The sequence below is a fragment of the Streptomyces ferrugineus genome (genome assembly GCF_015160855.1).
In the GTDB taxonomy this organism is placed as follows: domain Bacteria; phylum Actinomycetota; class Actinomycetes; order Streptomycetales; family Streptomycetaceae; genus Streptomyces; species Streptomyces ferrugineus.
Window position 1 is genome coordinate 9071146 of sequence record NZ_CP063373.1, and the last position, 23566, is coordinate 9094711.

The 23566-nt window shown below is 72.0% G+C and carries 13 protein-coding genes; 3 read left to right on the forward strand and 10 right to left on the reverse strand.

Going from position 1 to position 23566, the window contains the following annotated elements:
• Positions 1-146: 146 nt before the first annotated feature.
• Positions 147-1160: an LPXTG cell wall anchor domain-containing protein gene (locus IM697_RS40205; RefSeq protein WP_194041853.1), complete on the forward strand. Its 1014-nt coding sequence runs from the start codon at positions 147-149 to the stop codon at positions 1158-1160.
• Between the two features lie 87 nt (positions 1161-1247).
• Here IM697_RS40205 and IM697_RS40210 read toward each other — a convergent pair whose 3' ends face one another.
• The 8 genes from IM697_RS40210 to IM697_RS40245 form a co-directional block, all read right to left on the reverse strand.
• The gene (locus tag IM697_RS40210) at positions 1248-3038 is read right to left on the reverse strand and encodes a GMC oxidoreductase (RefSeq protein WP_194041855.1); all 1791 of its coding nucleotides are present in this window, start codon (positions 3036-3038) and stop codon (positions 1248-1250) included.
• Between the two features lie 69 nt (positions 3039-3107).
• Positions 3108-4721, reverse strand: a complete 1614-nt coding sequence (locus IM697_RS40215; protein WP_194041857.1) for a succinic semialdehyde dehydrogenase — start codon at positions 4719-4721, stop codon at positions 3108-3110.
• A 131-nt stretch (positions 4722-4852) separates the two neighbouring features.
• The gene (locus IM697_RS45265) at positions 4853-7030 is read right to left on the reverse strand and encodes a protein kinase domain-containing protein (RefSeq protein WP_228044364.1); all 2178 of its coding nucleotides are present in this window, start codon (positions 7028-7030) and stop codon (positions 4853-4855) included.
• A 38-nt stretch (positions 7031-7068) separates the two neighbouring features.
• Positions 7069-8748, reverse strand: coding sequence for a serine/threonine-protein kinase (locus IM697_RS40225; protein ID WP_194041859.1), 1680 nt, complete (start codon positions 8746-8748; stop codon positions 7069-7071).
• Between the two features lie 92 nt (positions 8749-8840).
• Positions 8841-10004, reverse strand: a complete 1164-nt coding sequence (locus IM697_RS40230) for a serine/threonine-protein kinase (protein WP_194041861.1) — start codon at positions 10002-10004, stop codon at positions 8841-8843.
• 94 nt (positions 10005-10098) lie between these two features.
• Positions 10099-11802 carry a serine/threonine-protein kinase gene (locus IM697_RS40235; RefSeq protein ID WP_194041863.1) on the reverse strand — a complete coding sequence of 568 codons (1704 nt, stop codon included), beginning with the start codon at positions 11800-11802 and terminating at the stop codon, positions 10099-10101.
• Between the two features lie 162 nt (positions 11803-11964).
• The gene (locus tag IM697_RS40240; RefSeq protein ID WP_228045131.1) at positions 11965-14850 is read right to left on the reverse strand and encodes a protein kinase; all 2886 of its coding nucleotides are present in this window, start codon (positions 14848-14850) and stop codon (positions 11965-11967) included.
• Between the two features lie 164 nt (positions 14851-15014).
• Complete coding sequence (locus tag IM697_RS40245) at positions 15015-17150, reverse strand: serine/threonine-protein kinase (protein WP_194041865.1); 2136 nt, start codon at positions 17148-17150, stop codon at positions 15015-15017.
• A 209-nt stretch (positions 17151-17359) separates the two neighbouring features.
• Here IM697_RS40245 and IM697_RS40250 point away from each other — a divergent pair, with 209 nt between their 5' ends.
• Positions 17360-18445 carry a serine hydrolase domain-containing protein gene (locus IM697_RS40250; protein ID WP_194050081.1) on the forward strand — a complete coding sequence of 362 codons (1086 nt, stop codon included), beginning with the start codon at positions 17360-17362 and terminating at the stop codon, positions 18443-18445.
• A 61-nt stretch (positions 18446-18506) separates the two neighbouring features.
• Here IM697_RS40250 and IM697_RS40255 read toward each other — a convergent pair whose 3' ends face one another.
• On the reverse strand, positions 18507-20213 hold the full coding sequence (locus IM697_RS40255) for a glycerol-3-phosphate dehydrogenase/oxidase (RefSeq protein ID WP_194041867.1): 1707 nt from the start codon (positions 20211-20213) through the stop codon (positions 18507-18509).
• 263 nt (positions 20214-20476) lie between these two features.
• Here IM697_RS40255 and IM697_RS40260 point away from each other — a divergent pair, with 263 nt between their 5' ends.
• A complete protein-coding gene (locus tag IM697_RS40260; protein ID WP_194041869.1) occupies positions 20477-21685 on the forward strand; it encodes a nucleotide sugar dehydrogenase in 1209 nt (402 codons plus the stop codon).
• A 680-nt stretch (positions 21686-22365) separates the two neighbouring features.
• Here the strand turns inward: IM697_RS40260 and IM697_RS40265 are convergent.
• Positions 22366-23490, reverse strand: coding sequence for a GuaB3 family IMP dehydrogenase-related protein (locus IM697_RS40265; protein ID WP_194041871.1), 1125 nt, complete (start codon positions 23488-23490; stop codon positions 22366-22368).
• Positions 23491-23566 lie beyond the last annotated feature (76 nt).

The window sequence follows — 23566 nt, forward strand, 5'->3', positions numbered from 1 at the left end:
GAAATCTGTTAGTCAAGGCACAACCATTCACAGGTGTCACCGATCCAACCGTGCGAAACAAGGGCCACACCCGCGCCCCACACGCGGAGGCCTCCCTTTCAGCGTGTGCCGCGACATCGCGGCACACCGGACTTTCCGAGGTCTTCATGAAGCTTCGCCGTGCACTGGCCGCCGCGGCCACGACGGCCGTCATAGCGCCGATCGCGTTGCTGTCCGCGCCGGTCGCGTTCGCCACGGGCGAGACCACCCCGACGCCGACGGCATCGGAAGAGAGCACGACCGCCACGGAGGAACCCCCCACGGAGGAGCCCGCGCCCACCGAGGAGGAGCCGACTCCGACGGAGGAAGAGACCACGCCCGAGGAGGACGAGACCTCCCCGGAGACCGAGGAGCCCACCTCGGACCCGAAGCCGAGTTCGTCCGCCACCGAACCCTCGAAGCCGTCGCCGAGCGCCTCCGCTCCCGAGGAGTCGGAGGACCCGGAGCCGGAACCGTCCATCTGTGAAGACACCAAGATCGACGTCAGCATCAAGGGACTGCCGGGCAAGATCGCTGCCGGCAGCGGGTGGCACAAGTTCTCTCTGAACTTCTACAACCCCTCCGACTCCACGCTGAACGACCTGTTCTTCTTCGCCGGCACCGCCGCCGACAAGGAAGGTCTCCAGCTCTTCAAGACCAAGCAGGTGCACCTCCAGGCCTACAACCCGGTGGGCAAGGCTTGGGAGGACGTCGACATCGAGGGCTACTCCGTCGGCGGGGTCGGCTGGACCGACGAGCTCCAGGCCGACTACGAGGTCAACATCCCGATGCGCCTCAACGTGTCGTCCAGCGCCCCGGTCGGCGCGGGCTTCACCCTTGGCGGCGGCGCCTACACCGACAGCGACGCCGACTGCGACGGCTGGGGCGAGACCTCGTACAAGTTCCAGATCGTCGCGGCCGGAACGGACACGGACGACACCAAGCCGCAGACGGGCGGGAAGCTCCCCGTCCCGTCCAAGGCTCCGGCCAAGAGCGACAGCACCCAGGTCACCGGCAGCCTCGCCGAGACCGGTTCCAGCTCCAACCTCCCGGTCATCGGCACCATCGGCGGAGTCGCCATCGTCGCCGGCGCCGGTGTCGTGTTCGCGATGAAGCGCCGCAAGGTCGGTGCCGAGGCCTGAGGCCTGGCTGAAGCACCACGCAAGACAGAGAAAGGACCTGCGCTCGGAGGGGGGCGCAGGTCCTTTCTCTGTGCCTGGGTGCGTTGCCTACTTCTTGGGCGGCATCGCCGGCATCCCCAGGAACGGCAGCTTCAGCGCCCCGAACGCCTCCGCCGGAACCGCCGGCGACATCGGCTCGACCGGCTTCAGGCGTTCGTACGCCGCCCCCTGTGCCGGACGCGGGTCGGCCTCGCCCTTGTTGGGCCAGTACGACATCGCCCGCTCGGCCTGCGCGGTGATCGTCAGGGACGGGTTCACGCCCAGGTTGGCCGACACCGCCGCGCCGTCGACGACCGAGATGCCGGGGTGGCCGTACAGCCGGTGGTACGGGTCGAGCACACCGGTCTCGGGCGAGTCGCCGATGGGGCAGCCGCCGAGGAAGTGGGCGGTGAGCGGGGTGCCCATCAGCTCACCGACGTTGGAGCCGGCGAAGCCGTTGATGTCGTCGGCGATCGCCGACGCGGCCTCCGAAGCCGCCCTGATCTGCTTGGGGTTGGGGGACCCGTGCCCCTGGCGTGCCGTGAGCAGGCCCTTGCCGACGCCGTCCGGTTTCAGATACGTCGTCAGCGAGTTGTCCAGCGACTGCATCACCAGGCCGATGATGGTCCGCTCCGACCAGCGGCGGTTGGACAGGGAGCGCAGGATGAGCAGGGGGTGGCGGGCCGCGTTCGCCAGCCAGGCCGCGATCCGCGACGAGCCCTCCGCGTACGGCACCTGAAGGATCGACAGGCCGCCCATCGAGTTGGAGCCCTTGCCGTAGCGGACCGGCTCGATGTGGGTGTTCTCGTCCGGGTGGATCGAGGAGGTGATGGCGACTCCTCGCGTGAAGTCGACCTTGGACTCGCCCGTCGCCTTGCGGTAGCGCCGGTTGTCGGTCTGCGCGCCGACCAGGGCCTCGGAGTTGGTGCGGGTCAGCTCGCCCAGCCTCGGGGAGAGGTACGGCAGCTGCCCGCCCGCCTTCATGCGGTGCAGCAGGGTCTGGGTGCCGTACGTGCCGGCGGCTATCACCACCCGGCGGGCCGTGAACAGCCGGCCCTTCCCCTTCTTCCTCCGGTCGCCCTTGCGGTCGGTCGGCAGCGTCGCCACCGCGTACCCGCCCCGCGAGTCGTCCGTGACCGACACGACCGTCGTCAGGGGGTGCACGACCGCGCCCGCCTTCTCGGCCAGGTAGAGGTAGTTCTCGTTCAGGGTGTTCTTCGCGCCGTGCCGGCACCCCGTCATGCACTCGCCGCACTCGGTGCACGCCCTGCGTGCCGGGCCCGCCCCGCCGAAGTACGGGTCGGCCACCTCCTGACCCGGCTTGGCGCGGGCCTCTCCCTCGGCGTCCTCGCCGTCCCCGAAGAAGACTCCGACCGGCGCCATGTGGAAGGTGTCGCCCACGCCCATCCGCTCGGCCGCCGCCTTCAGATGGACGTCGGACGGGGTCATCGTCGGGTTGAGCCGTACGCCGAGCATGCGCTGGGCCTGGTCGTAGTACGGCTTCAGCTCCTCCTGCCAGTCGGTGATGTCCCGCCACTGGGGGTCGTCGAAGAAGGCCTTCGGCGGTACGTAGAGGGTGTTGGCGTAGTTGAGGGAGCCGCCGCCCACACCGGCGCCTGCCAGGACCATGACGTTGCCGAGCAGGTGGATGCGCTGGATGCCGTACATGCCGAGCCTGGGGGCCCAGAGGTAGTTCCTCAGGTCCCAGGAGTTCCTCGGCAGGCTCTCGCGGGTCCAGCGGCGGCCGGCTTCCAGGACGCCTACGCGGTAGCCCTTCTCCGTGAGACGAAGGGCTGTGACGGAGCCGCCGAAGCCTGATCCGACGACGATCACGTCGTAGTCGTAGGTGTCCTGTGACACGTGCTCTCCTCGTTGAGAACGGTGGTCCTGAACGGTTGGTCCTGAACAGGTGGTCCTGAACGGGTGGTCCTATTTGAAGCGCAAGGCCTTCATCAGCCGCAGGCTCCTGCTCATGAACTGCGCGTACTTCTCGTCGTCCATGCCCAGCGACGGCGCCATCGGCAGCAGCCGCTGCTGGGCGACCGTCTGGGCCTCCGTGTACTTGAGGATGCCCTCGGAGCCGTGCCGGCGGCCGAGGCCGGAGTCCTTCATGCCGCCCATGGGCGACTGGACGCTGCCGTACGCGGGGGCGTAGCCCTCGTTGACGTTGACCGTGCCGGTGCGCAGTCGGGCGGCGACCGCGCGGCCGCGGCCGCCGTCCTTCGTCCAGACCGACGAGTTGAGGCCGTACGGCGTGGAGTTGGCGTGCTCGATCGCCTCGTCCTCGGTCTTGAAGCGGTAGATGGAGACGACCGGGCCGAAGGTCTCCTCGGCGCAGACGGTCATCTCCGGCTCGACGCCGTCGAGGATCGTCGGCTCGAAGAAGTACGGGCCGATGTCGGGCCTGGCCACACCGCCCGCGACGAGCCTGGCGCCCTTCCCGACCGCCTCCTCCACATGCCGGGTGACCGTCTCCAGCTGCCGCTCGCCGACCAGCGAGCCCATGTCCGCGCCGTAGGCGAGGGACTTGCCCAGCCGCATCGCCTTGGTGCGGGCGGCGAAGCGCTCGACGAAGGCGTCGGCGATCGACTCGTGGACGTACAGCCGCTCGATGGAGATGCACAGCTGGCCGGCGGAGGAGAAGCAGGCGCGGACGGCGCCCGCGGCGGCCTTCTCGACGTCGGCGTCCTGGAGGACCAGCATGGCGTTCTTGCCGCCGAGTTCGAGGGAGACGCCGACCAGCCGGGCGGCGGCGCCCTGGGCGACCTCGCGGCCGGTGCGGGTGGAGCCGGTGAAGGAGACGTAGTCGGCGTGCCGGACGACCTCGGGACCGACGACCGGGCCCTCGCCGAGGACGATCTGGAAGACCTCGGCGGGCATACCGGCCTCGATGAGCAGGTCACGGGCCCACAGGGCGGTCAGGCAGGTCTCCGTGTCCGGCTTCATGACGACGGCGTTGCCCGCGACGAAGGCGGGGAGCGCGTCGCCGACGGACAGCTCGAGGGGGTAGTTCCAGGGGGCGATCTGGCCCACGACGCCGCGCGGGTGGCGCAGTTCGGTGACGCGGGTGAGGGTCGGCATGGCGCCCGCGTGCCGCTTGGGCTTCAGATACGCCGGTGCCTTACGGCCGTAGTGGCGGGCCGCGACGGCGACGGCCTGCACCTCTTCGTGCGCGTGCAGCCGGGCCTTGCCGGTCTCCAGCTGGATGAGGTCGAGGACCTCCGCCTGGCGTTCGAGCACCAGGTCGTGGAAGCGGAGCAGTACGGCGGCGCGCTGCCGCACGGGGACCTGCTCCCAGACGGCCTGCGCCGTGCGGGCCGACTCGAAGGCCTTCGCCACGTCCTCGGGCGTCGACTCCGGCAGGTCGGCCAGCTTCTCGCCGGTGAACGGCGTGTGGTTCGCGGTCCGGCCGGAGCCGACCACGCCCTTGGTGAGCTGGGCCACCAGCTCGGGGGTGACCACGTCGGCGGCGGTACGGGCGCCCTGCGGGGCGGGGGCGAGGGGGTTGGTGCCGGTCTTGGCCGGGGCCTGCGCGTCCGTCATGAGGCGCAGGGTATGCCGGAGCGGGGGCTTTGTGTACCCGTCGGTAACGGGGATTCACCGAGTGCTCACACAACGCCAGTGTCCACTGGCAACAAACCCGCTGATCAGGGCGTCGCCGGGTCGGCGCCACCTCACTCGATCTCGAGTCGGTCACGAGCGCCCTTGAAGACCGCGGTTCCTTTCTTCTCCGTCGGCGTGCCCTTGGGCATGTCGACGCGCAGCTCGTACATACGGTCGTCGCCGGTGACCACGATGAGCTGCATGACGCGGGTCGGGGACTCCTCCATGTCGTACGTCGTGTCGGAGAGGACGGCGTCGTAGCCCTTGAAGGTGGTGCGGGTGGCCTGGGTGCTGGCGTCGTGGTTGTAGCGGTCCCAGGTGTCGTGCGCCTCCTGCGCCTGGTCGAGGAGCGGGCGCGGCGCCTTGTCCCACTGGGTGAGGCGGACCTGGACGAGGCCGATGTCGTAGACGACGAGCCGGGGCTGATCGGTGGCGTCGCCCTCCCGCGCGGCCTCCTTGTACTCGGCGGGGAGGAAGAGCACGGCGTCCATGTCCTGCTCACGGTGCTCGGTCCAGGTACCGGGGCTGGCCGGAGTGGGAGCGGTGGGGGCCGGGGTGGCTGTGGCGGTGGCGGTCACCTCCTTGACGCCGTCGCCCTGGTCCGTGTCCTTGTCCCTGCCGACGAGGAAGGAGGTGGTGGTGAACCAGGTGGCGGCGACGAGGAGGACACCGAGGGCGGCCAGGGGTGCGGGGCGCAGCCAGGAGCGGCCCCTGGGCTTCGGGCGTTCCGTGGGGACGGTCGTGGGTTCGGGCGTGGTTCCCGTGGCCGGTTCGGGGGTGGTTCCCGTGGCCGGTTCGGGTGCGGGGTCGGGCCGGGGCCGGGGCTCGCGCTGGGACTCGGGCAGGGGCCCGGACTCGGGCAGGGACTCGGGCTCGCGCTGGGACTCGGGCAGGGGCCCGGACTCGGGCAGGGACTCGGGCTCGCGCTGGGACTCGGGCAGGGGCCCGGACTCGCGCTGGGGCTGGGGCTCGCGCTGGGACTCGGGCAGGGGCCCGGACTCGCGCTGGGGCTGGGGCTCGCGCTGGGACTCGGGCAGGGGCCCGGACTCGCGCTGGGGCTGGGGCTCGCGCTGGGACTCGGGCAGGGGCCCGGACTCGCGCTGGGACTCGGGCAGGGGCCCGGACTCGGGCTCGGGCTCGGGTCGGGGCAGGGGCTCGGGTCGGGGCCCCGGTCCGGCCTCCGGCTCACCCACGCCCACGCCCACGCCACCGCGCTCACCCGCGCCCGCCCCACCGCGCCCACCCACGCCCGCGCCACCGCGCTCACCCGCGCCCGCCCCACCGCGCTCCGCCCGACCGGACTCCGCCCCACCGGTCAGCCGTACCGTCCCCGAGTCCTCCGCGAACTCCCGTAGCCCCGAAGCGTCCTGAGGCCCCGTCCCCGCCGCGTCCCCGAAGGGCTCCGGGAGCGGCCAGCCCTCCGTCACCGCCTCCAGCGCCGCCGCGACCTGGTCCGCGCCGGGCCGCCGCTCGGGGTCCTTCAGCAGCAGCCGCACGATCAGCGACCCCAGCGGCCCCGCCTGTTTCGGCTCGGGCGGGTCGGCGGCGAGGATCGCGGCGAGCGTGGACTCCAGGGTCGTACGGCGAAAGGGCGACCAGCCCTCCACGGCGGCGTACAGCAGGACGCCCAGCGACCACAGGTCGGAGGCGGGTCCCGCACCCCGTCCGGACATCCGCTCGGGCGCGATGAACTCCAGCGAGCCGACGAACTCGCCGCTCACGGTGAGGGATTCCTCGCCCTGGATGTGGGCGATGCCGAAGTCGGTGAGGACGACGCGGTCATGGCGGCCCAGCAGTACGTTGGCCGGCTTGACGTCGCGGTGGACGATGCCGACGGCGTGCGCGGCGCGCAGGGCGCCGAGGACGGCGACGCCGATGCGGGCGGCCTCGGTCGCCTCGACGGGGCCGCGCTGGAGGACCTCGTGCAGGGACTCGCCGCGGACCAGCTCCATGACGATCCAGGGCAGGGTGTCCTCCACGACGACGTCATGGATGGACACGGCGGCCGGATGGTCGACGCGGGCGGCAGCGCGGGCCTCGCGGTAGAGCCGGTGGGCGGCGCGCTGATGGCCCGCGTCCTCCGGATCGCCGGGCAGCCTCGGCTGTTTGACGGCGACTTCACGGCCCACCAGTTCGTCGACCGCGCGCCAGACGGTGCCCATGCCGCCGGAGCCGATGCGCTCGACCAGGCGGTAACGCCCGCCGATCACACGCCCGTTGGGTCCGGCGCCGCCACCGTCGTCGCTCATGCCCCATGCCTACCTTGCGGGGCGGGCACCGCGCCAGTTCAGAGCTTGCCGATATCCAGGTTCGCGATGGCCGTCCGCGCCACCTCACGACCGCGGTCGGTGAAGTCACCCTTGCCGGGATAGTCGATGGTGAGCTTGTACATGTCTCCGGCGGAGGTCTTGTAGTAGAAGATCCTCATCTCGCGCGGGCGCTGGTTCTGGCTGTCGGTCGTGGTGTAGACGACGGTGTTCTCGGCGGCCGGCCTGTCCCGGTACGTGGTCTCGCCCTCGGGCTCGGTCGTCGCGCCCTCGGACATGCTGAGATCGTAGGCGCCGCCATCCTTGAAGTCGCTGTTGTCGTCATACATCTCGGCGGCCGCGGAGTCGGCGATGTTCTTGCCGGTGTCCTCGGCCTTCTTGTCGAGCGTCAGGCCGATCCAGACGGCGCCGCTCGCATCGGTGTACGACACCCAGTGGTCGTCGTCCGACTTCTCGGGCACGGCCCGCTTGTAGCCGTCGGGCACCGCCAGCGTCGCGCCGAGCGCCTTCTCCTCGCGGGTCGTCCAGCGGTCCGGCAGCGGTCCCGCGAACGGGTCGGCGATCACCAGGTACGCCGTCACCGCCGCCGCGACGACCGCCGCGCCGAGTCCCAGCAGCGCCTTGGGGCCCAGCCGGATGCCCGCCTTGACGCCCTCGGGTATCCGCACGACCTGCGTGGCGGCCTGGGCCGGCGGATCGGCCGCCTTCTCCAGCAGCGCACGCGTCTGCACGGCGTTCGGGCGGCGCGCCGGGTCCTTGTGGAGCAGGCCGTTGATGGCCTCGGCGAGCGGGCCCTGGGCGGCGGCGGGCGGCGCGGGCGCGGCGTTGAGGACGGACTGGAGCGTCGCGGGCGTGTTGCTGCGGCGGAACGGCGAGACGCCCTCCGTCGCCGCGTACAGGACGACGCCCAGGGACCACAGGTCGCTGGCCGGTCCCGGGCGCTGGCCCAGCACCCGCTCGGGCGCGATGTACTCGGGCGAGCCGACGAAGCCGCCGGTGTCGGTCAGATTGGTCTCGCCCTCGATCTGGGCGATGCCGAAGTCGGTGAGGACGACGCGGTCGTGCCGGCCGAGGAGGACGTTGTCCGGCTTCACGTCGCGGTGCAGGATGCCCGCCGCGTGCGCGGCCTCCAGCGCACCGAGCACCTGAAGGCCGATTCTCGCCGCGTCCCGGGCGCCGAGCGTGCCCTCCTGCAACGCGTCGCCCAGCGAACGGCCCTGCACCAGCTCCATCACGATCCACGGCCGGCCGTCCACGACGGCCACGTCATGCACGTTCACCACCGCGGGATGGTCGAGCCGGGCCGCGGCGCGTGCCTCGCGGCGCATCCGCTCGAAGGCGTTGTCCCGTTCGCGTTCGGGAAGGTGATCCGGTACCCGGGGCTCCTTGACGGCGACCTCGCGGTCCACCGTCTCGTCCTTGGCGCGCCAGACCGTGCCCATCCCGCCGTGCCCGAGCTTGGCGAGCAGCCGGTAGCGGCCGGCGATCAACCGACCGGTGCCGGGGTCGGGCGCGGGCGGGGCGGTTGGGGCGGGGGTCGCGGGCCGGCCGGGCGCCATCTGCTGCGGTACGGCCCCGGCGGGCGCCGCGTACGGGTTGTCCGGGTGCGGGACGGGCCCGGGCGGGTTCGGCTGCGGCGGTTGCAGTTCGAAACTCGTCGGCTCGTCGGACCGGTAAGGGGCTCCCCCGTTGCTGCTCATGGCTCCATCCATATCGTGGCGGGCGGTTCGGGAGCCAGCGAGATCGCTTTCCGGTCACAGAGCCGTGACTCAGGTCGCTACTTATCTCCCTTTTATTCGGAGTTGGTGGGCGCGGGCCGCTCCGGCTCGGTGGCCGCGGGAGCCGACGTGCCCGTGGGGCCCGAAGTGCTCGGCGACGGAGACGGGCTGAGTGAGGGAGTCGGGCTGGGCGTACCGGAGACACTCGCCGTACTCGGCCGCCCGAGCGACGTGCCCGGCACCGAACTGGTCGGCACCACGCCCCCGTCCCCACCCCCTCTCACCAGCAGCGCCGCCGCCGACACCCCCGCCACCGCCACCGCCGCGACCAGCACGACCGCGGCCAGCACACTGCGGGGGGAGTACGGGCGCTCCGCTCTGCTGAACCGTTTCGGCACGGGGGTGAGCCCCGTCTCCAGGAACTCCCGCAGCATCCGCTCCGCCGCCACCGCGTCCAGCCGCAGCCCCGGGTCCCGCTCCAGCAGCCCCTGTACGACGGAAAGGATCGGCGTCGCCTGCGCGGGCGGACGTATGTCCTCGGACACCACGGCGAGCACGACGCCGCTGAGCGAGTCGCGCCGGAACGGCGACTCACCGGTCAGCGCCGCGCACAGCAGCGCCCCCACCGACCACAGGTCGGAGGCGGGGCCGGTGCCGCCGCCGGACATCCGCTCGGGCGCGGTGTACTCGGGCGAGCCGACGAAGGACCCGGACTCGGTGAGCGTGCTGGCGCCCGGCATCTGGGCGATGCCGAAGTCGCTGAGCACGACCCGGTCGGTGCCGTTCTCGATGAGCACGTTGTCCGGTTTGACGTCCCGGTGCAGCACCCCGGCCGCATGCGCCGTGCGCAGCGCGCTCAGCAGGTCGGCGCCGATCCGGGCGGCCTCGTGCGCGTCGACGGGCCCGTGTGCGGCGATGCGGTCGGCGAGCGAGTCGCCGTCGATCAGCTCCATGACGATGTACGGGCGTTCGCCGTCCTCGACGACGTCATGGACGACGAGGACGTGCGGGTGGCTGAGCTGCGCCACCGCCTGTGCCTCGCGCAACGTGCGTTCGCGCTGCCGTCGGGCCTCGGCCGCGGAGAGGGTCTCGTCGAGGGGGAGTTCCTTGACGGCCACCCTGCGCCCGAGCAACTGGTCGGTCGCCTGCCATACGACGCCCATGCCGCCGCGACCGAGCCTCGCCTCCAGACGGTAACGCCCCGCGATCACACGGAAGTTGGCGCCCTCGGTCCCCATGCGCCCCATCATGCCGCACCGGACCGATCAGCTCCGGGGCGCCGATCGGCCAACTATGCAAACCGGCAAAGGCTCCGCAACGCGGCAAAGGCCGTCAGGAGCCGCTCGACCGCCAGCTCTTCAGCACCGCCGTGAACTGCTCGCGCGTGGTTGTCCAGTCCGACTCGGGCGAGGACATGTAGATCGCGTACTCCGTGCCGTCGCGGTCGATGTACGCCTGGTCGATGGCGTGGCGCGGCCCGGCGACATAGGGCGGGTCCTTGGCCAGCGCGGTCCACGTGTACTCCCACAGGGAGCCCTCGCGGTCGCGGTAGAGGTTCTCCTCCAGGGACACCGTCTTGTAGTCGACCAGCTTCTCCCCCACCTGGTACTCCAGGTCGCGCTGGTGGTCGTAGGCGTTCGCGAACTGGGGCGAGGTGTCGACGGCGATACGGACGAAGTGCTTGCCGCCGTCGGGCGTGTAGTCGACCTGCTGGAGGCCGTCGATCTCCTTGCCGACCACCTTCCGCTTCCAGCCCTTGGGCAGATGGAGGCTGAAGCCGAGCGGGTCCTCGACACGGACCCAGGAGGCGGGCACGCCGCCCTGCGGCTCCTGGTCGTCCGTCGCCGAGGCGCTCGGCGGGGGCGTGGTCGTCGAGGCGGACGCCCCGGGACTGTCCGGCCCCCACCGCTGCAGCACCACCGCGGTGCCCCCGCCGACGATCGCGGCGAGCGCGACGACGAGGGCGAATGTGCGCAGCCGACGGCGTTTGGACGGCCGGGCGGGCGCGACGCCGGTGCCCGAACCGGTGCCCGTCGTGTCGTACGGCCGCCCGATCGTCGTCGGACCGGTCATCGGGGGATACGGCGTGCCGGTGGGCGTCGGCTGCCCGGTGTACCCCGTGGCCCCGGCGTACTCCGGCCCGATGTACTCCGGCCCGGTGTGCGCCGGCTCGTACCGGGTGTGCTGCGTCGGCACATACGCCTGCGCCGTGCCCGGCCTGCGTCCCTCCGCCGCCTCGGCCAGCATCTGCTCGGTCTCGGCCGCGCCGGGCCGGGTGGCCGGATCCTTGCGCAGCAGGGCGGTGATCACGGGCCCGAGCGAGCCGGCGTGCTGCGGATCGGCGGCCTCCTCCTCGACGACCGCCTGCATGGTGCCCAGCGGTGAGGTGCGGCGGAACGGCGAGCGGCCCTCCACCGCCGTGTACAGCGTCGCGCCGAGCGCCCACAGGTCGGAGGCGGGGCCCGGGTCGTGGCCGCGGACCCGCTCGGGGGCGAGGTAGTCGACCGAGCCGACGACCTCTCCGGTGCGGGTGATGGTGGTGTCGCCCTCGATCTGGGCGATACCGAAGTCGGTCAGCAGGACGCGGCCGTCGTCGGCGGAGAGCAGCACGTTGCCGGGCTTGATGTCGCGGTGCAGGACCCCGGCGGAGTGCGCGGCGCGCAGGGCCCGCAGCACCCACAGGCCGATCCGGGCCGCCTCGGCGGGCTCCACGCGGCCGCGCTCCTTGACCGCGTCGGCCAGCGAGTGGCCCTCGACCAGCTCCATCACGATCCAGGGCCGGCCGTCGTGCTCCAGCACGTCGTGCACGGTGACGACGGCCGAGTGGTTGATGCGCGCGGCGGCGCGGGCCTCCGCGCGCGTGCGCGCGAGCAACCGCTCGCGGTCGCTCTCGGAGACGTAGAGCGCGGCGGTCAGCTCCTTGATCGCCACGGCCCGATGCAACACCTCGTCGTGGGCACGCCAGACACGGCCCATACCGCCGCTGCCGATCGCGTCGGCGAGCCGGTAGCGACCCGAAACGAGCTGGCCCTGCATCTGATTCACGTTGCCCCGCAATGGTCTTGACAGGGTCAGGGTAAGGACCGGCCGACCCGACCGGAACCACGGGGGTGCCAAGGAGACCGCACTGTGATGGTTGTCGCTTTCGGCTCCGGGAAGCAACCTGGAACGGCTGTCACCGAGGGTTTGCGGACGAAATCATCCCGTGACCTGATACGTCGCCGACGCCTGCTCGAACAGCCGGGTCACCTCGTCCCGCTCGGCGTCCGGGCCGCGTAGCTGCACCACGTGGTACCGCCCGTCGATCAGGATCGCGAGATTGCGCACGAACAGGTCGCGTCCCTGGTCGTCGGTCCAGGTGAACTGCCCCTCGGCCATGACCCGCTCGCCGACCTGAATGGTCTTCAGCCCACCGGAGGAGGCCCAGCTGGAGTCGCGGTAGGGCTGCAACTCCCGCTCGTGCTCCCGCTGGTAGACCATCGGATCGCTGCCGTACCGGTCCGTGGTGTCCCGCCCCGGTACGACGATGAGGTCGAAGTCGCCGTGCGAGTACACGACCTGCCCGCTTCCGTTCTTCGGCGTGCGGTTCCATCCGTTGGCCACCGCGACCTGGAAGCCCGCGTCGTCCTTGCGCAGGGTGAAGCCGTCGGGGACCTCGGGGCCGTTGGTCTGCGGCTCGGTGGAACCGGCCGACTCCGTGGGGCCGTTGCCGGACTCCGGGGAGGTCTGGTCGGGCCGCGGCTCACTGCTCGCCTCGGCGGAGCCCTCGGGCTCGGCCCGGTCGGCCTGACCCGCGGCGCCGGTACGGCCGGCGTCCGCCGTGGCGCCGTCGCCCTGGTCGGCCTTCGGCATGAACATCATGGCGTACGCGATCGCCGCGGCCATGCCCAGCAGCACGAGCACCAGCAACGTACGCCCCAGTCTGCGGGGCGAGGGCGCCGCCTCCCGCTTGGCCCGCTTGTGCCGCCCGTGATGCGCGGGCAGCCCGGCCCGCCGCCGGCGCACCAGCTCCCCCCGGCGCCGCACGATCGGCAGCCGGTTCGGATCGACGGGCGGGGCGGCGACGACATACGTACCGGCCTCCGGCTCGGGCGCCGACCGTACCAGCGACCGCAGCCAGCCCCGCAGCTCCTCGAAGTCGAGGCGCTCGGTGGGGTCCTGCCGCAGCAGCGACTCCACGACCGGCCTGAGCGGCCCGCACTCCTCGGCGAAGGCGGGCGGCTCCGCGCACACCATCTGCACCAGCTCGGCCGTCGACTCCTCCGGATACGGCGCGTGCCCCTGCACGGCCCGGAAGAGCAGTGCCCCCAGCGCCCACAGGTCGGTCGCGGGCCCGATCGGCGCGGCGAGCTGCCAGTTCTCATGCACGGGCCCGGCCTGCTCCGGCGCCCACCGCTCGGTCACGGGCCCGACGACAGCCATCCGAGCCTGCCGCGCCCGCTCCGCGGCGAGCGCGGTGGTGGGACCCCGGGTGCCTCGGTGGGCGGGGGTGCCGGCCACGAGGTCGTTCCAGCGGGCCGGGGGCGGGGTGGGGGCGCCCGGTGCGGGGGAGGCTGTGGGGCCGGCCTCGGGCAGCCCGCGCTCGGGAAGGCCATCGGGTCCCGGAGCGAGGGCGCCGGGCACCGCGAAGCCCGGAACGCCGGGGCCGGACGGGCCCGCCGCGCGCTCAGGGGCAGGAATGCCACCGGCGGGAGGCCCGCCGAAGCCGGGAGCGGGCAGACCGCCCTCGGAGAAGCCACTCGGCGGCCCGCCGAAGCCCGAGGCAGGCGGCCCCTCGTCGGGAGGTGTGCGGAACCCCGGCGGGGTGCCCTGTCCCGCCGGCGGCAGTGCCGTGCGCTCGGGGCCCTGTTCCGTCGGTGTGCCACCGACTCCGATACGCGGCGCGGCGCCGTGCCAGGGCGTGGCCTCCACCCCGTACGGGTCGGCGATCTGCCCCGGGGGCGTCGTGCCACCGTCGCCGGCGGCGTACGGCTGCTGCGCCACGCCGTTGGTCTGGGACGCGGGGCCGCCTTCGGGCGCCGGGCGGGTGCCGGGCAACGCGACGCGTCCGTTCTGCTGGCCTTCCTGCACCCGGGCGGCGGCACGGGCGCCCGCCCGGTACGCGGCGATCGCCCCGGCCCGCGCGGCCCTGATGTCCCCGCCGGTCTCCAGCGCACCGCCCGGCGCCGGCCCCGGGGCCCCGGCCCCGTTGCCCTCATCGGCCGCGGCCACCGGCAGCCCACCGGCCGCACGCGCCTCGATCGCGGCACGCCGGGCGGCCTCCGGATCCGTACCGTCGATCCCGGGCCCACTCACCGAGGCCGCACCCGCGCGCTGTCCGGACGGCCCGACACCGCCCGCGCCACCGAAGCCGCCGCCAGGAGCCGACCCGCCACCCGGGGCCACGCCGCCCCCGATCTGCACGGCCCCGCCGCCCTCGCCCCCGTCACCGTCCTCCGGCGGCACCGGGTCGTACCCGCACAGCGCCTCCTCCGCGGCCCCGACCGCGAGCCCGGTCAGCATGACCCGGCCGTCGTCGCAGACGAGGACCGTGCGGGCGGTGATGTTGCGGTGGACCCAGCCATGCGCGTGCAGCACCCGCAGCGCCATGAGCACGTCGGAGGCGACCTCGGCAGCCCGATACGGCGTCAACGGCTGCTCGGCGAGCAGTGCGGCCAGCGGACGCGCGGCCACCAACTCGCTCACTATCCACAACGAGCCGCCCTCGGCGAACACGTCGAAGACCTGGTCCAGCCGGGGGTGGTCGGGGATCCGCGCCGCGGCCTGCGCCGCCTCGACCGCCCGCCGCACGGCGGGGTCACTGGGCCGGCGTGTGCTCGAACGCGCCGAGGGCCGTCGCCCCGCCCCGCGCTCCCTGGCGTCCCGCGCGGTGAAACCGTCGGGCAGCCCTTCGGCGTCGAGCACCTCCGCCTCGACGACCTCGGGCAACGGCACCTGCCGGACGAGGACTTCCTGCCCGCTGTAGGTGTCGAAGGCGCGGGTCTCGGTGAGTTCGTACTCGTCGGAGGGCGGCAGCGGCAGGCGGTAGCGGTCGGCGAGCACGCGACCCGCGTAGTCCTCCACGTTGCCTCCCCCGGCCGCCATGTTGGTCAATTCCGTTCGCCTTGCGTCCCGTTCCGGACGTCCGACTGGATGCGCACGGTCCGCAAGCTTTCACGATACGTGCCGGAGGCAACCCGCAAAGAGGGGTTGCCGGATCTCACGGCCCAATCCCCGCCTCCACGAGCCCAAACCCACGGCGGCTCACTTCACGACTTCGGCTTGAACGAAGCGGTCAGCGTCTTCCAGGTGTCCTTGCGAAGATCACTGTCCCAGTCGGCATCCTTCGCGGTGTACATCAGCGCATAACCGAGCTGGTCGTTCACGACGAACCCACGGTCGATCGTCCGGTACTTCGTCCCGCCCTCGACATAGGTGAACTCCCAGTCGGCAGTGTTCCAGCCGTTGAAGTCCACCGCCTCTATGCGGATCCTCTTGTACTGCGAGCGCGTCATGTACTGCTCCTGGTTCTTCCAGTCCGCCACCGGCTCTTCCTGCGGCGCGGACGTCCAGGCGACGAGCAGCTTCTGCCCGTCAGGACCCGTGAACCGGTCCCCCGCATCGTCCGTCGACCGGTACTTCCACCCCTCGGGCAGCCCGATCGAGTACCCCTGGCTGCCGTCGTGGGTCGAGGCGGCCCCACTGCCGCTCCCGGACCCCGCCTCGGCACCGCTCCCACCGGTCGCGCTCGCCTCGGCGCTCGGCGTCTTCCCCGCGCCGGAACCGGACCCCGACCCGGAGCCGCTCGTCGCGGACTCCTCGCCGTCCGTACGAGTACCGTCCTCCTCGTCCTTCTTGGTGTCGGCACTCTCGCTCGCCTTGGTGGAGGGCTTGCCCCCGCCACCGCTCGCCGCCCCCGTCGAGTCACCGCCGTCACGCAACGCGATGGCCAGCACCACACCGATCACGGCGAGCGCCACGACCACCGCGATGATCACCAGCGTCCGCTTCGGCACCACATCCGTGAGCGGAGCTCTCGGCACCGGCCGCGGCGGCAGATCCGGCGGCGGCACCACGGGCCACCCCGAACTACGACCCCCGCTCTGCGCATCCCGCTCACCGGCGCTGGACGATGCCTTGGCACCGGCACTCGACGCGGAGCCGGAACCGGCAGCCGCCCCGTTCCCACCCCCGTCACCGGAGGCACGACCCGCCCCCTCGGCCGGCGACGAGGCCCCGGCCCCGTCCGTCGCCGTGGACGATCCTCCGGACGCCGTACCGCCCGACTCCGAAGCGGCCTTCTCGCCCCCGGACTTGCTCCGAGCGGCGGCCGCCCCGGCCGCCCCCGCACTGACCGCGGCCTTCCGCACGGAACGCAGCGCCCCGCGCAGCCGCTCCCCGGCCTCCTCACCCCGCTTGCCCGCGCCACCCGACCCGGCGTCGGCACCCGAACGTCCCTTGCCCTTGGACCCGTCGGGCTGCGGAGGCAGCGGCACGACCTTCGTCGCGTCCACCGGCTCCGGCTCGGCCTTGGGCTCGGGCCTGTGGATGACGGCGTTGAGCATCGCCCGCGCACCGGCGTCGTCCAGCCGCTTCTCGGGGTCCTTGGTGAGCAGGCCGTAGATGACGTCCTTCAGCGGCCCCGCGTTCTTCGGCTCCTCCAGCGGCTCGGTCATCACCGCCGTGAGCGTGGCGATCGCGGAGCCCTTGTCGTACGGCGGCACACCCTCGACCGACGCGTACAACAGCCCGCCCAGCGACCACAGGTCGGCCGCGGGGCCCGGCTTGTGGCCACGGGCCCGCTCCGGGGAGATGTAGGAGGGCGCGCCGACGAGCATGCCGGTCGAGGTGATGGACGGGTCGCCCTCGACCTGGGCGATGCCGAAGTCGGTGAGCACGACCCGGTCGGTGTCGGACTCCAGCAGCACGTTCGACGGCTTCACGTCGCGGTGCAGGATGCCCTCGCGGTGCGCGGAGCGCAGCACGTCGAGCACGGCCAGGCCGACCTCGGCCGCCCGCTTGGGCTCCAGCAGGCCGTCCTCCCGGATGACCTCGGCGAGCGACTTGCCCTCGACGAGCTCCATCACGATCCACGGCCGGTCGTCCTCGTCGACCACGTCGAACACCGTCACCGCGCTGTTGTTGCGGATCCGCGCGATCGCCTTGGCCTCACGCAGGGTGCGCGTGATCAGCCGCCGCTTCTCCTCCTCGTCGATGTTCGACGGGAATCGCAGCTCCTTGACGGCGACGGTGCGCCCCAGAGTTTCGTCGACGGCACGCCACACCGTGCCCATACCGCCCCGGCCGAGGACTCCGCCCAGCCGGTACCGCCCCGCGAGGAGACGTTCACGGTCGTCCTGACGAGTGTCCTGACGGGATGTCCCCGCCCGCTCCGCCTCCGACATGCGTCCCCTCATACAACCCGCCCTGACAGAGCCTCCATTGTCTCTCACCCGACAAGTGCCCAGCGCCCAGGGTGCCCCTCGAACCGCCGCCCGACCGCACGACCCGAACGTCCCGGTCCCGCGGCGGCCACGGCCCGCCGAACCGCTCGTTCCGCCACCCGGCATGATGAGCCGCGACAAGGAGAGGAATCCGTATGGCACGACCGGCAATGCCGCTGCCGCGGACACTACTGGCCGTTCCTGTGCTGCTGACCCTCCTCGGCCTCGTGTCCCCGGCGTTCCTCGGCGTGCCTCCCACCGCCTGGCCGACGCTCACCTCCTCCTCGACGTCCGGACCCCCGGCGACGAACACCCTCCTCGCGCGGGTCGTCACCCGGGGCGAGGCGCCCGCGGCGGCCCTGCTGACCCGTGGGCAGTCGGGCAGCCGTTACGTCCGGGCGGGCCACGGCATCGCCCGCACCGACCACTTCCGCGCCGGCAGCATGACGAAGACCTTCATCGCGACGGTCGTGCTGCAACTGGCCGCCGAGCGACGGCTGTCCCTGTCCGACTCGGTGGAGCGGCACCTGCCGCACCTGGTGCGCGGGGCGGGCAACGACGGGCGCGCGCTGACCCTCCGTTCCCTGCTGACCCACACCAGCGGCCTGTACGACTTCACCGCCGCGACCAGGGGTACCGTCCCCGTGACGCCACTTCAGGCCGTACGCATCGCGCTCACCCGCCCTCCGGCCGACTTCGGCCACTTCTCCTACTCGAACACCAACTACGTGTTGCTCGGCCTGGTCATCGAGCGGGTCACCGGCCGCTCGTACGCCGTGGAGGCCGAGCGGCGCATCATCGCTCCGCTGGGTCTGACCGGCACCTCCTTCCCCGGGTCCCGCACCTCGCTTCCCGCTCCGCACGGCCGCGCCTACTCCACCGGCGGGGCCGATGTCACCGAACTCGACCCGCGGGTGGCGGGCGCCGCCGGCGAGTTGGTGACCACACTCGCCGACCTCGACCGCTTCTACGCCGCCCTGCTCGGCGGCCGACTGCTGCCCTCGCACTGGCTGCGCGAGATGCTCGACACCCGTGCCGCACACGGCTCGTACGGCATGGGACTCTTTCCCGTGAAACTGCGCTGCGGCACCGTCGTATGGGGGCACAACGGGCGCATCTCCGGCAGCTACGTGCGCTCCGCGGCCACCGTCGGGGGGCGTCGTGTCCTGACCTTCCGGGTGAACACGACGGCGATCGCAGATCCCGGCCTCGAACCCCGGCTGCCCGCCTCCGAGTTCTGCCCTCGCACCAGGTAGAACGGCCGGGGTTCGAGCAGAGATCCCCACTCCGGCCACCCGTTCGGGTGACGTTCACCTGCTACAACGGCACGATGTCGGGCGCCCCCAACCGCGCCGCGTCCGCCGTCAGGTCGTCCGGCTGGCGTTGCGACTCCCGCTCGGCCTCCACCCGCTTCTGGTAGTGCTCGATCTCGCGCTCGATGTGGTCCTCGTCCCAGCCCAGCACCGGCGCCATCAGCTCGGCCGCCTCATGTGCGCACCGCGTGCCCCGGTCGAACGTCTCGATCGAGATGCGGGTGCGCCGCGTCAGCACGTCGTCCAGATGCCGCGCCCCCTCGTGCGAGGCGGCGTACACGACCTCGGCGCGCAGATAGTCGTCGGCGGAGTGCAGGGGCTCGCCCAGCGACGGGTTCGCGGTGATGAGTTCGAGCACCTCCTCCGCGAGCGCCCCGTACCGGTTCAACAGATGCTCCACGCGGACCACATGAAGCCCCGTCCGCGCCGCGATCCGGGCCCGCGCGTTCCACAGCGCCCGGTACCCCTCCGCCCCCACCAGCGGAATGTCCTCCGTGACGCACTCGGCGACCCGCATGTCGAGCCCGTGCACCGCCGCGTCCACCGCGTCCTTGGCCATCACCCGGTATGTCGTGTACTTGCCGCCGGCCACGACGACGAGCCCGGGCACGGGGTGCGCCACGGTGTGCTCGCGCGAGAGCTTGCTGGTGGCGTCCGACTCCCCGGCGAGCAGCGGCCGCAGTCCCGCGTACACACCCTCCACGTCGTCCCGGGTCAGCGGCACCGCGAGTACCGAGTTCACGTGTTCCAGCAGGTAGTCGATGTCCGCGCTGGACGCGGCCGGGTGGGCCTTGTCGAGGTCCCAGTCGGTGTCGGTGGTGCCGATGATCCAGTGCCGGCCCCAGGGGATGACGAACAGCACGGACTTCTCGGTGCGCAGGATCAGCCCCGTGGAGGAGTGGATGCGGTCCTTGGGCACGACCAGGTGGATGCCCTTGGAGGCGCGTACATGGAACTGCCCACGCTCTCCCACCATCGACTGGGTGTCGTCGGTCCACACGCCGGTCGCGTTGACGATCTGCTTGGCGCGGACCTCGTACTCCCCGCCCGCCTCGACGTCCTGCACCCGGGCCCCGACGACACGCTCGCCCTCGCGCAGAAACGCGGTCACCCGCGCGCGGTTGGCGACCTGCGCGCCGTAGGCCGCCGCCGTGCGCACGAGCGTGGCCACGTAGCGCGCGTCGTCCATCTGGGCGTCGTAGTACTGCAAGGCTCCGACCAGCGCGTCCTTCTTCAGGGCGGGCGCGATGCGCAGGGCGTGACGGCGGCTCAGGTGGCGGTGCAGGGGCATGCCCCGACCGTGGGTACGGGCCATCGACATGACGTCGTAGAGCAGGACGCCCGAACCGGCGTACAGGCGCTCCCAGCCCTTGTACTGCAGCGGATACAGAAAGGGCACCGGCTTCACCAGATGTGGGGCCAGTCGCGACACCAACAGCCCGCGTTCCTTCAGCGCCTCCCGTACGAGCGTGAAGTCGAGCATCTCCAGATAGCGCAGGCCGCCGTGGATCAGCTTGCTGGACCTGCTGGACGTGCCCGAGGCCCAGTCACGCGCCTCGACCAGGCCGGTGGACAGTCCGCGCGTCGCCGCGTCGAGCGCCGTGCCCGCGCCCACGACGCCGCCGCCCACGACCAGTAGGTCCAGCTCGCGCTCGGCCATTGCCGCCAGTGACTCGGCGCGTTCCGCCGGCCCCAGTGTCGCTGTCCTCACCGCTGCCTCCCGCTCATCGGTCGGTCAGGCCGCACCCGTCGGGCGAAGCCCGGTTCGAACCCCCCATGCCCAGAATTCTGACCGGGTTGCCCGACTTCAGCCACCACGTACCCCCAGCCTGTGGACAACACTCACGGAAACGCGATCATTCAATGCCGCAAATCGGTCATATTTACTCCTAGTCTGACATTGCGCTCCCTCGTCCTGTCCACAGGGGTTGCGCACCTGCCCCGCTTCGGTTACTGGGAAGGACGGCCCACGCCATGCCCGCAGATCTCGCCGTCATCGGACTAGGCCCGTACGGCCTGCCCCTGGCCAAGGCCGCCGTCGCCGCCGGCATCCCCACGCTCGGCTACCGGACCGGGCCCGAGTCCGGCTCCCTCAGTCCCGCCGAACTGCGCCGGATGCTCTCGGGGGGCTTCCGGCACGCCACCAACCCCGCCGAACTCGGCCGCGTGCGCACGGCCGTCATCTGCCCGCCCACCCCACGCGGCGCGGACGGCGGGCTCGACCTCGGCCAGTTGGAGTCGGCCGCCCGCACCCTGGCCGCACAGCTTCGCCAGCACACCACCGTCATCCTGGAGTCGCCCGTCCCCCCGGGCACCACCGAGAACGTCCTGCGCCCGCTGCTCGAAGCGGGCTCCGGGATGCGCGCCGGCCGCGACTTCCACCTCGCCTACTCCCCCAGCCGCGTCGACCCCGGCAACCGCCACTTCACGCCCGCCAACACCCCCCAGGTGATCGGCGGCCTCACACCCGCGTGCACCGAGTCGGCGGCCGCATTCTACGGTCGGCTCACCGACAAGGTGGTACGCGCGCGTGGCCCGCGCGAGGCGGAGACCGTACAGGTCCTGGAGACCAACTTCCGGCACGTCAACATCGCCCTCGTCAACGAAATGGCCGTCCTCTGCCACGACTTGGGCGTCGACCTGTGGGACGTCATCCGCTGCGCCGAGACCAAGCCGTTCGGCTTCCACGCCTTCCGCCCCGGCCCCGGCGTCGGCGGCCACGCCGTCCCGCAGGACCTCACCGGCCCCGCCGGCCGCACCCTGCGCATGGTCGAACTGGCCCAGCAGGTCAACAGCCAGATGCCGCGCTACGTCATCCAGCGCGCGGCGACTCTGCTGAACGAGCACGGCAAGTCGGCCCGCGGCGCCCGCATCCTCCTGCTCGGCGTCACCTACAAACCCGACCTCTCCGACCAGCAGTCCACACCCGCCGAGGAGGTCGCGGTGCGCCTGCTGCAGCTGGGCGCCTCCATCAGCTACCACGACCCGTACGTCCCGTCCTGGAGCGTCCTGGACCGTCCGGTGCCGCGCGCGGACGCGCTGTACGAGGCTGTCGCGGAGGCCGACCTGACGATTCTGCTGCAGCAGCATCGGACGTATGACCTTCAGGGGCTGTCGGTCAAAGCGCAGCTGTTGCTGGATACGCGGGGGGCGGCGCCTACGGGGGCGGCGCATCGGTTGTGAAGGGGGGCGCGCGGGGTGCGTGGGCCGCCGGGGTTAGTGGCGTGGGGGATTCTGCGCCGGTACCGTGGGGAGCAGGTGGAGCCCCATGCAGCGGGTAATGCAGTACTGCGGAGGCTCCTGGCTGGTGATCGGGTGTCCGTCCCTAGTCGTTGTGGGGGCGGCCGCTCATCATCCACCAACAAGGTGGAGCCCACCGCAGTGGGTGCTGCAGCGGGCTCCTGGCCGTTAAGCAGAGTGTCCACCCCTATGTCTCTTAGGGGTGGCCGCTCAGCGGCCGTAAATCCACAAGACGCACCTCCTCCGGAACTTCACCAGCCGAAGCCAAGTGCGATCCCAGCGGGTGGGCTTGCGGTGACGGCCTATGGGCACGCCCCCTTCCACGATGCCGCCCATACCCGGTAGGCGGTCCGTTTGGAGTTCGGGCCGGGCCCCGAGGGCCGGGGTCCGGAACATCTCCTTGGAAGGGGGCGCCCCAGAGAGCTTGGGTCGCCGATCACCGACACTACCGCCCCCCTTCGCCCGTTCAGCCCACATTCGCCCCAAACGCAACCACGCGCCCCCACCCCCACAACGCGCCCCCACCCAGCCCCACTTGGGCACACAAAAGGGCCGGTCACCCCACCCGGAGTGACCGGCCCTTCCCTGACGTATCTGCGACGTACCTGCCGTAGACGTACCGGCTACCGCTGGTGCTGCGAGTCCGCCACCGCGACCTCGACCCGCTGGAACTCCTTCAGCTCGCTGTACCCGGTCGTGGCCATCGCCCGCCGCAGCGCCCCGAAGAAGTTCATCGAACCGTCCGGCGTGTGCGACGGCCCCGTCAGCACCTCCTCGACGGTGCCGACCGTGCCCAGGTGCACCTTCTTGCCGCGCGGCAGTTCCTCGTTCACGGCCTCCATGCCCCAGTGGTGCCCCTTACCGGGCGCATCCGTGGCACGCGCGAGCGGCGAGCCCATCATCACCGCGTCCGCGCCGCAGGCGATCGCCTTCGGCAGGTCCCCGGACCAGCCCACACCACCGTCCGCGATCACATGCACATACCGGCCGCCGGACTCGTCCATGTAGTCACGGCGAGCCGCGGCCACATCGGCCACCGCCGTGGCCATCGGCACCCGGATGCCCAGCACATTGCGCGTGGTGTGCGCCGCGCCGCCGCCGAAGCCGACCAGGACGCCCGCGGCACCCGTCCGCATCAGGTGCAGGGCGGCGGTGTACGTGGCGCAGCCGCCGACGATCACCGGGACGTCGAGCTCGTAGATGAACTGCTTCAGGTTCAGCGGCTCGTGCGAGGACGAGACGTGCTCCGCCGAGACCGTCGTGCCGCGGATGACGAAGATGTCCACGCCGGCGTCGACGACCGCCTTGGAGAACTGCGCCGTGCGCTGCGGGGAGAGCGCGGCGGCCGTGACCACGCCCGAGTCGCGCACCTCCTTGATGCGCGCGCCGATCAGCTCCTCCTTGATCGGGGCGGCGTAGATCTCCTGGAGGCGGCGCGTGGCGGCCTCGGTGGGCAGCTCGGCGATCTCGTCGAGCAGCGGCTGTGGGTCCTCGTACCGCGTCCACAGGCCCTCGAGGTTCAGCACGCCGAGGCCGCCGAGCTCGCCGATGCGGATCGCGGTGGCCGGGGAGACGACCGAGTCCATGGGGGCGGCCAGGAACGGCAGCTCGAAGCGGTAGGCGTCGATCTGCCAGGCGATGGAGACCTCCTTCGGGTCCCGCGTACGGCGGCTGGGGACGACGGCGATGTCGTCGAAGGCGTACGCCCGGCGGCCGCGCTTGCCGCGCCCGATCTCGATCTCAGTCACGTCTGTGGCCTTTCCCTGATGCGTTGCAGCGTCTTCCAGTATCGCCGACGGGTACGACAAGGGCGGCCCCGGAGGT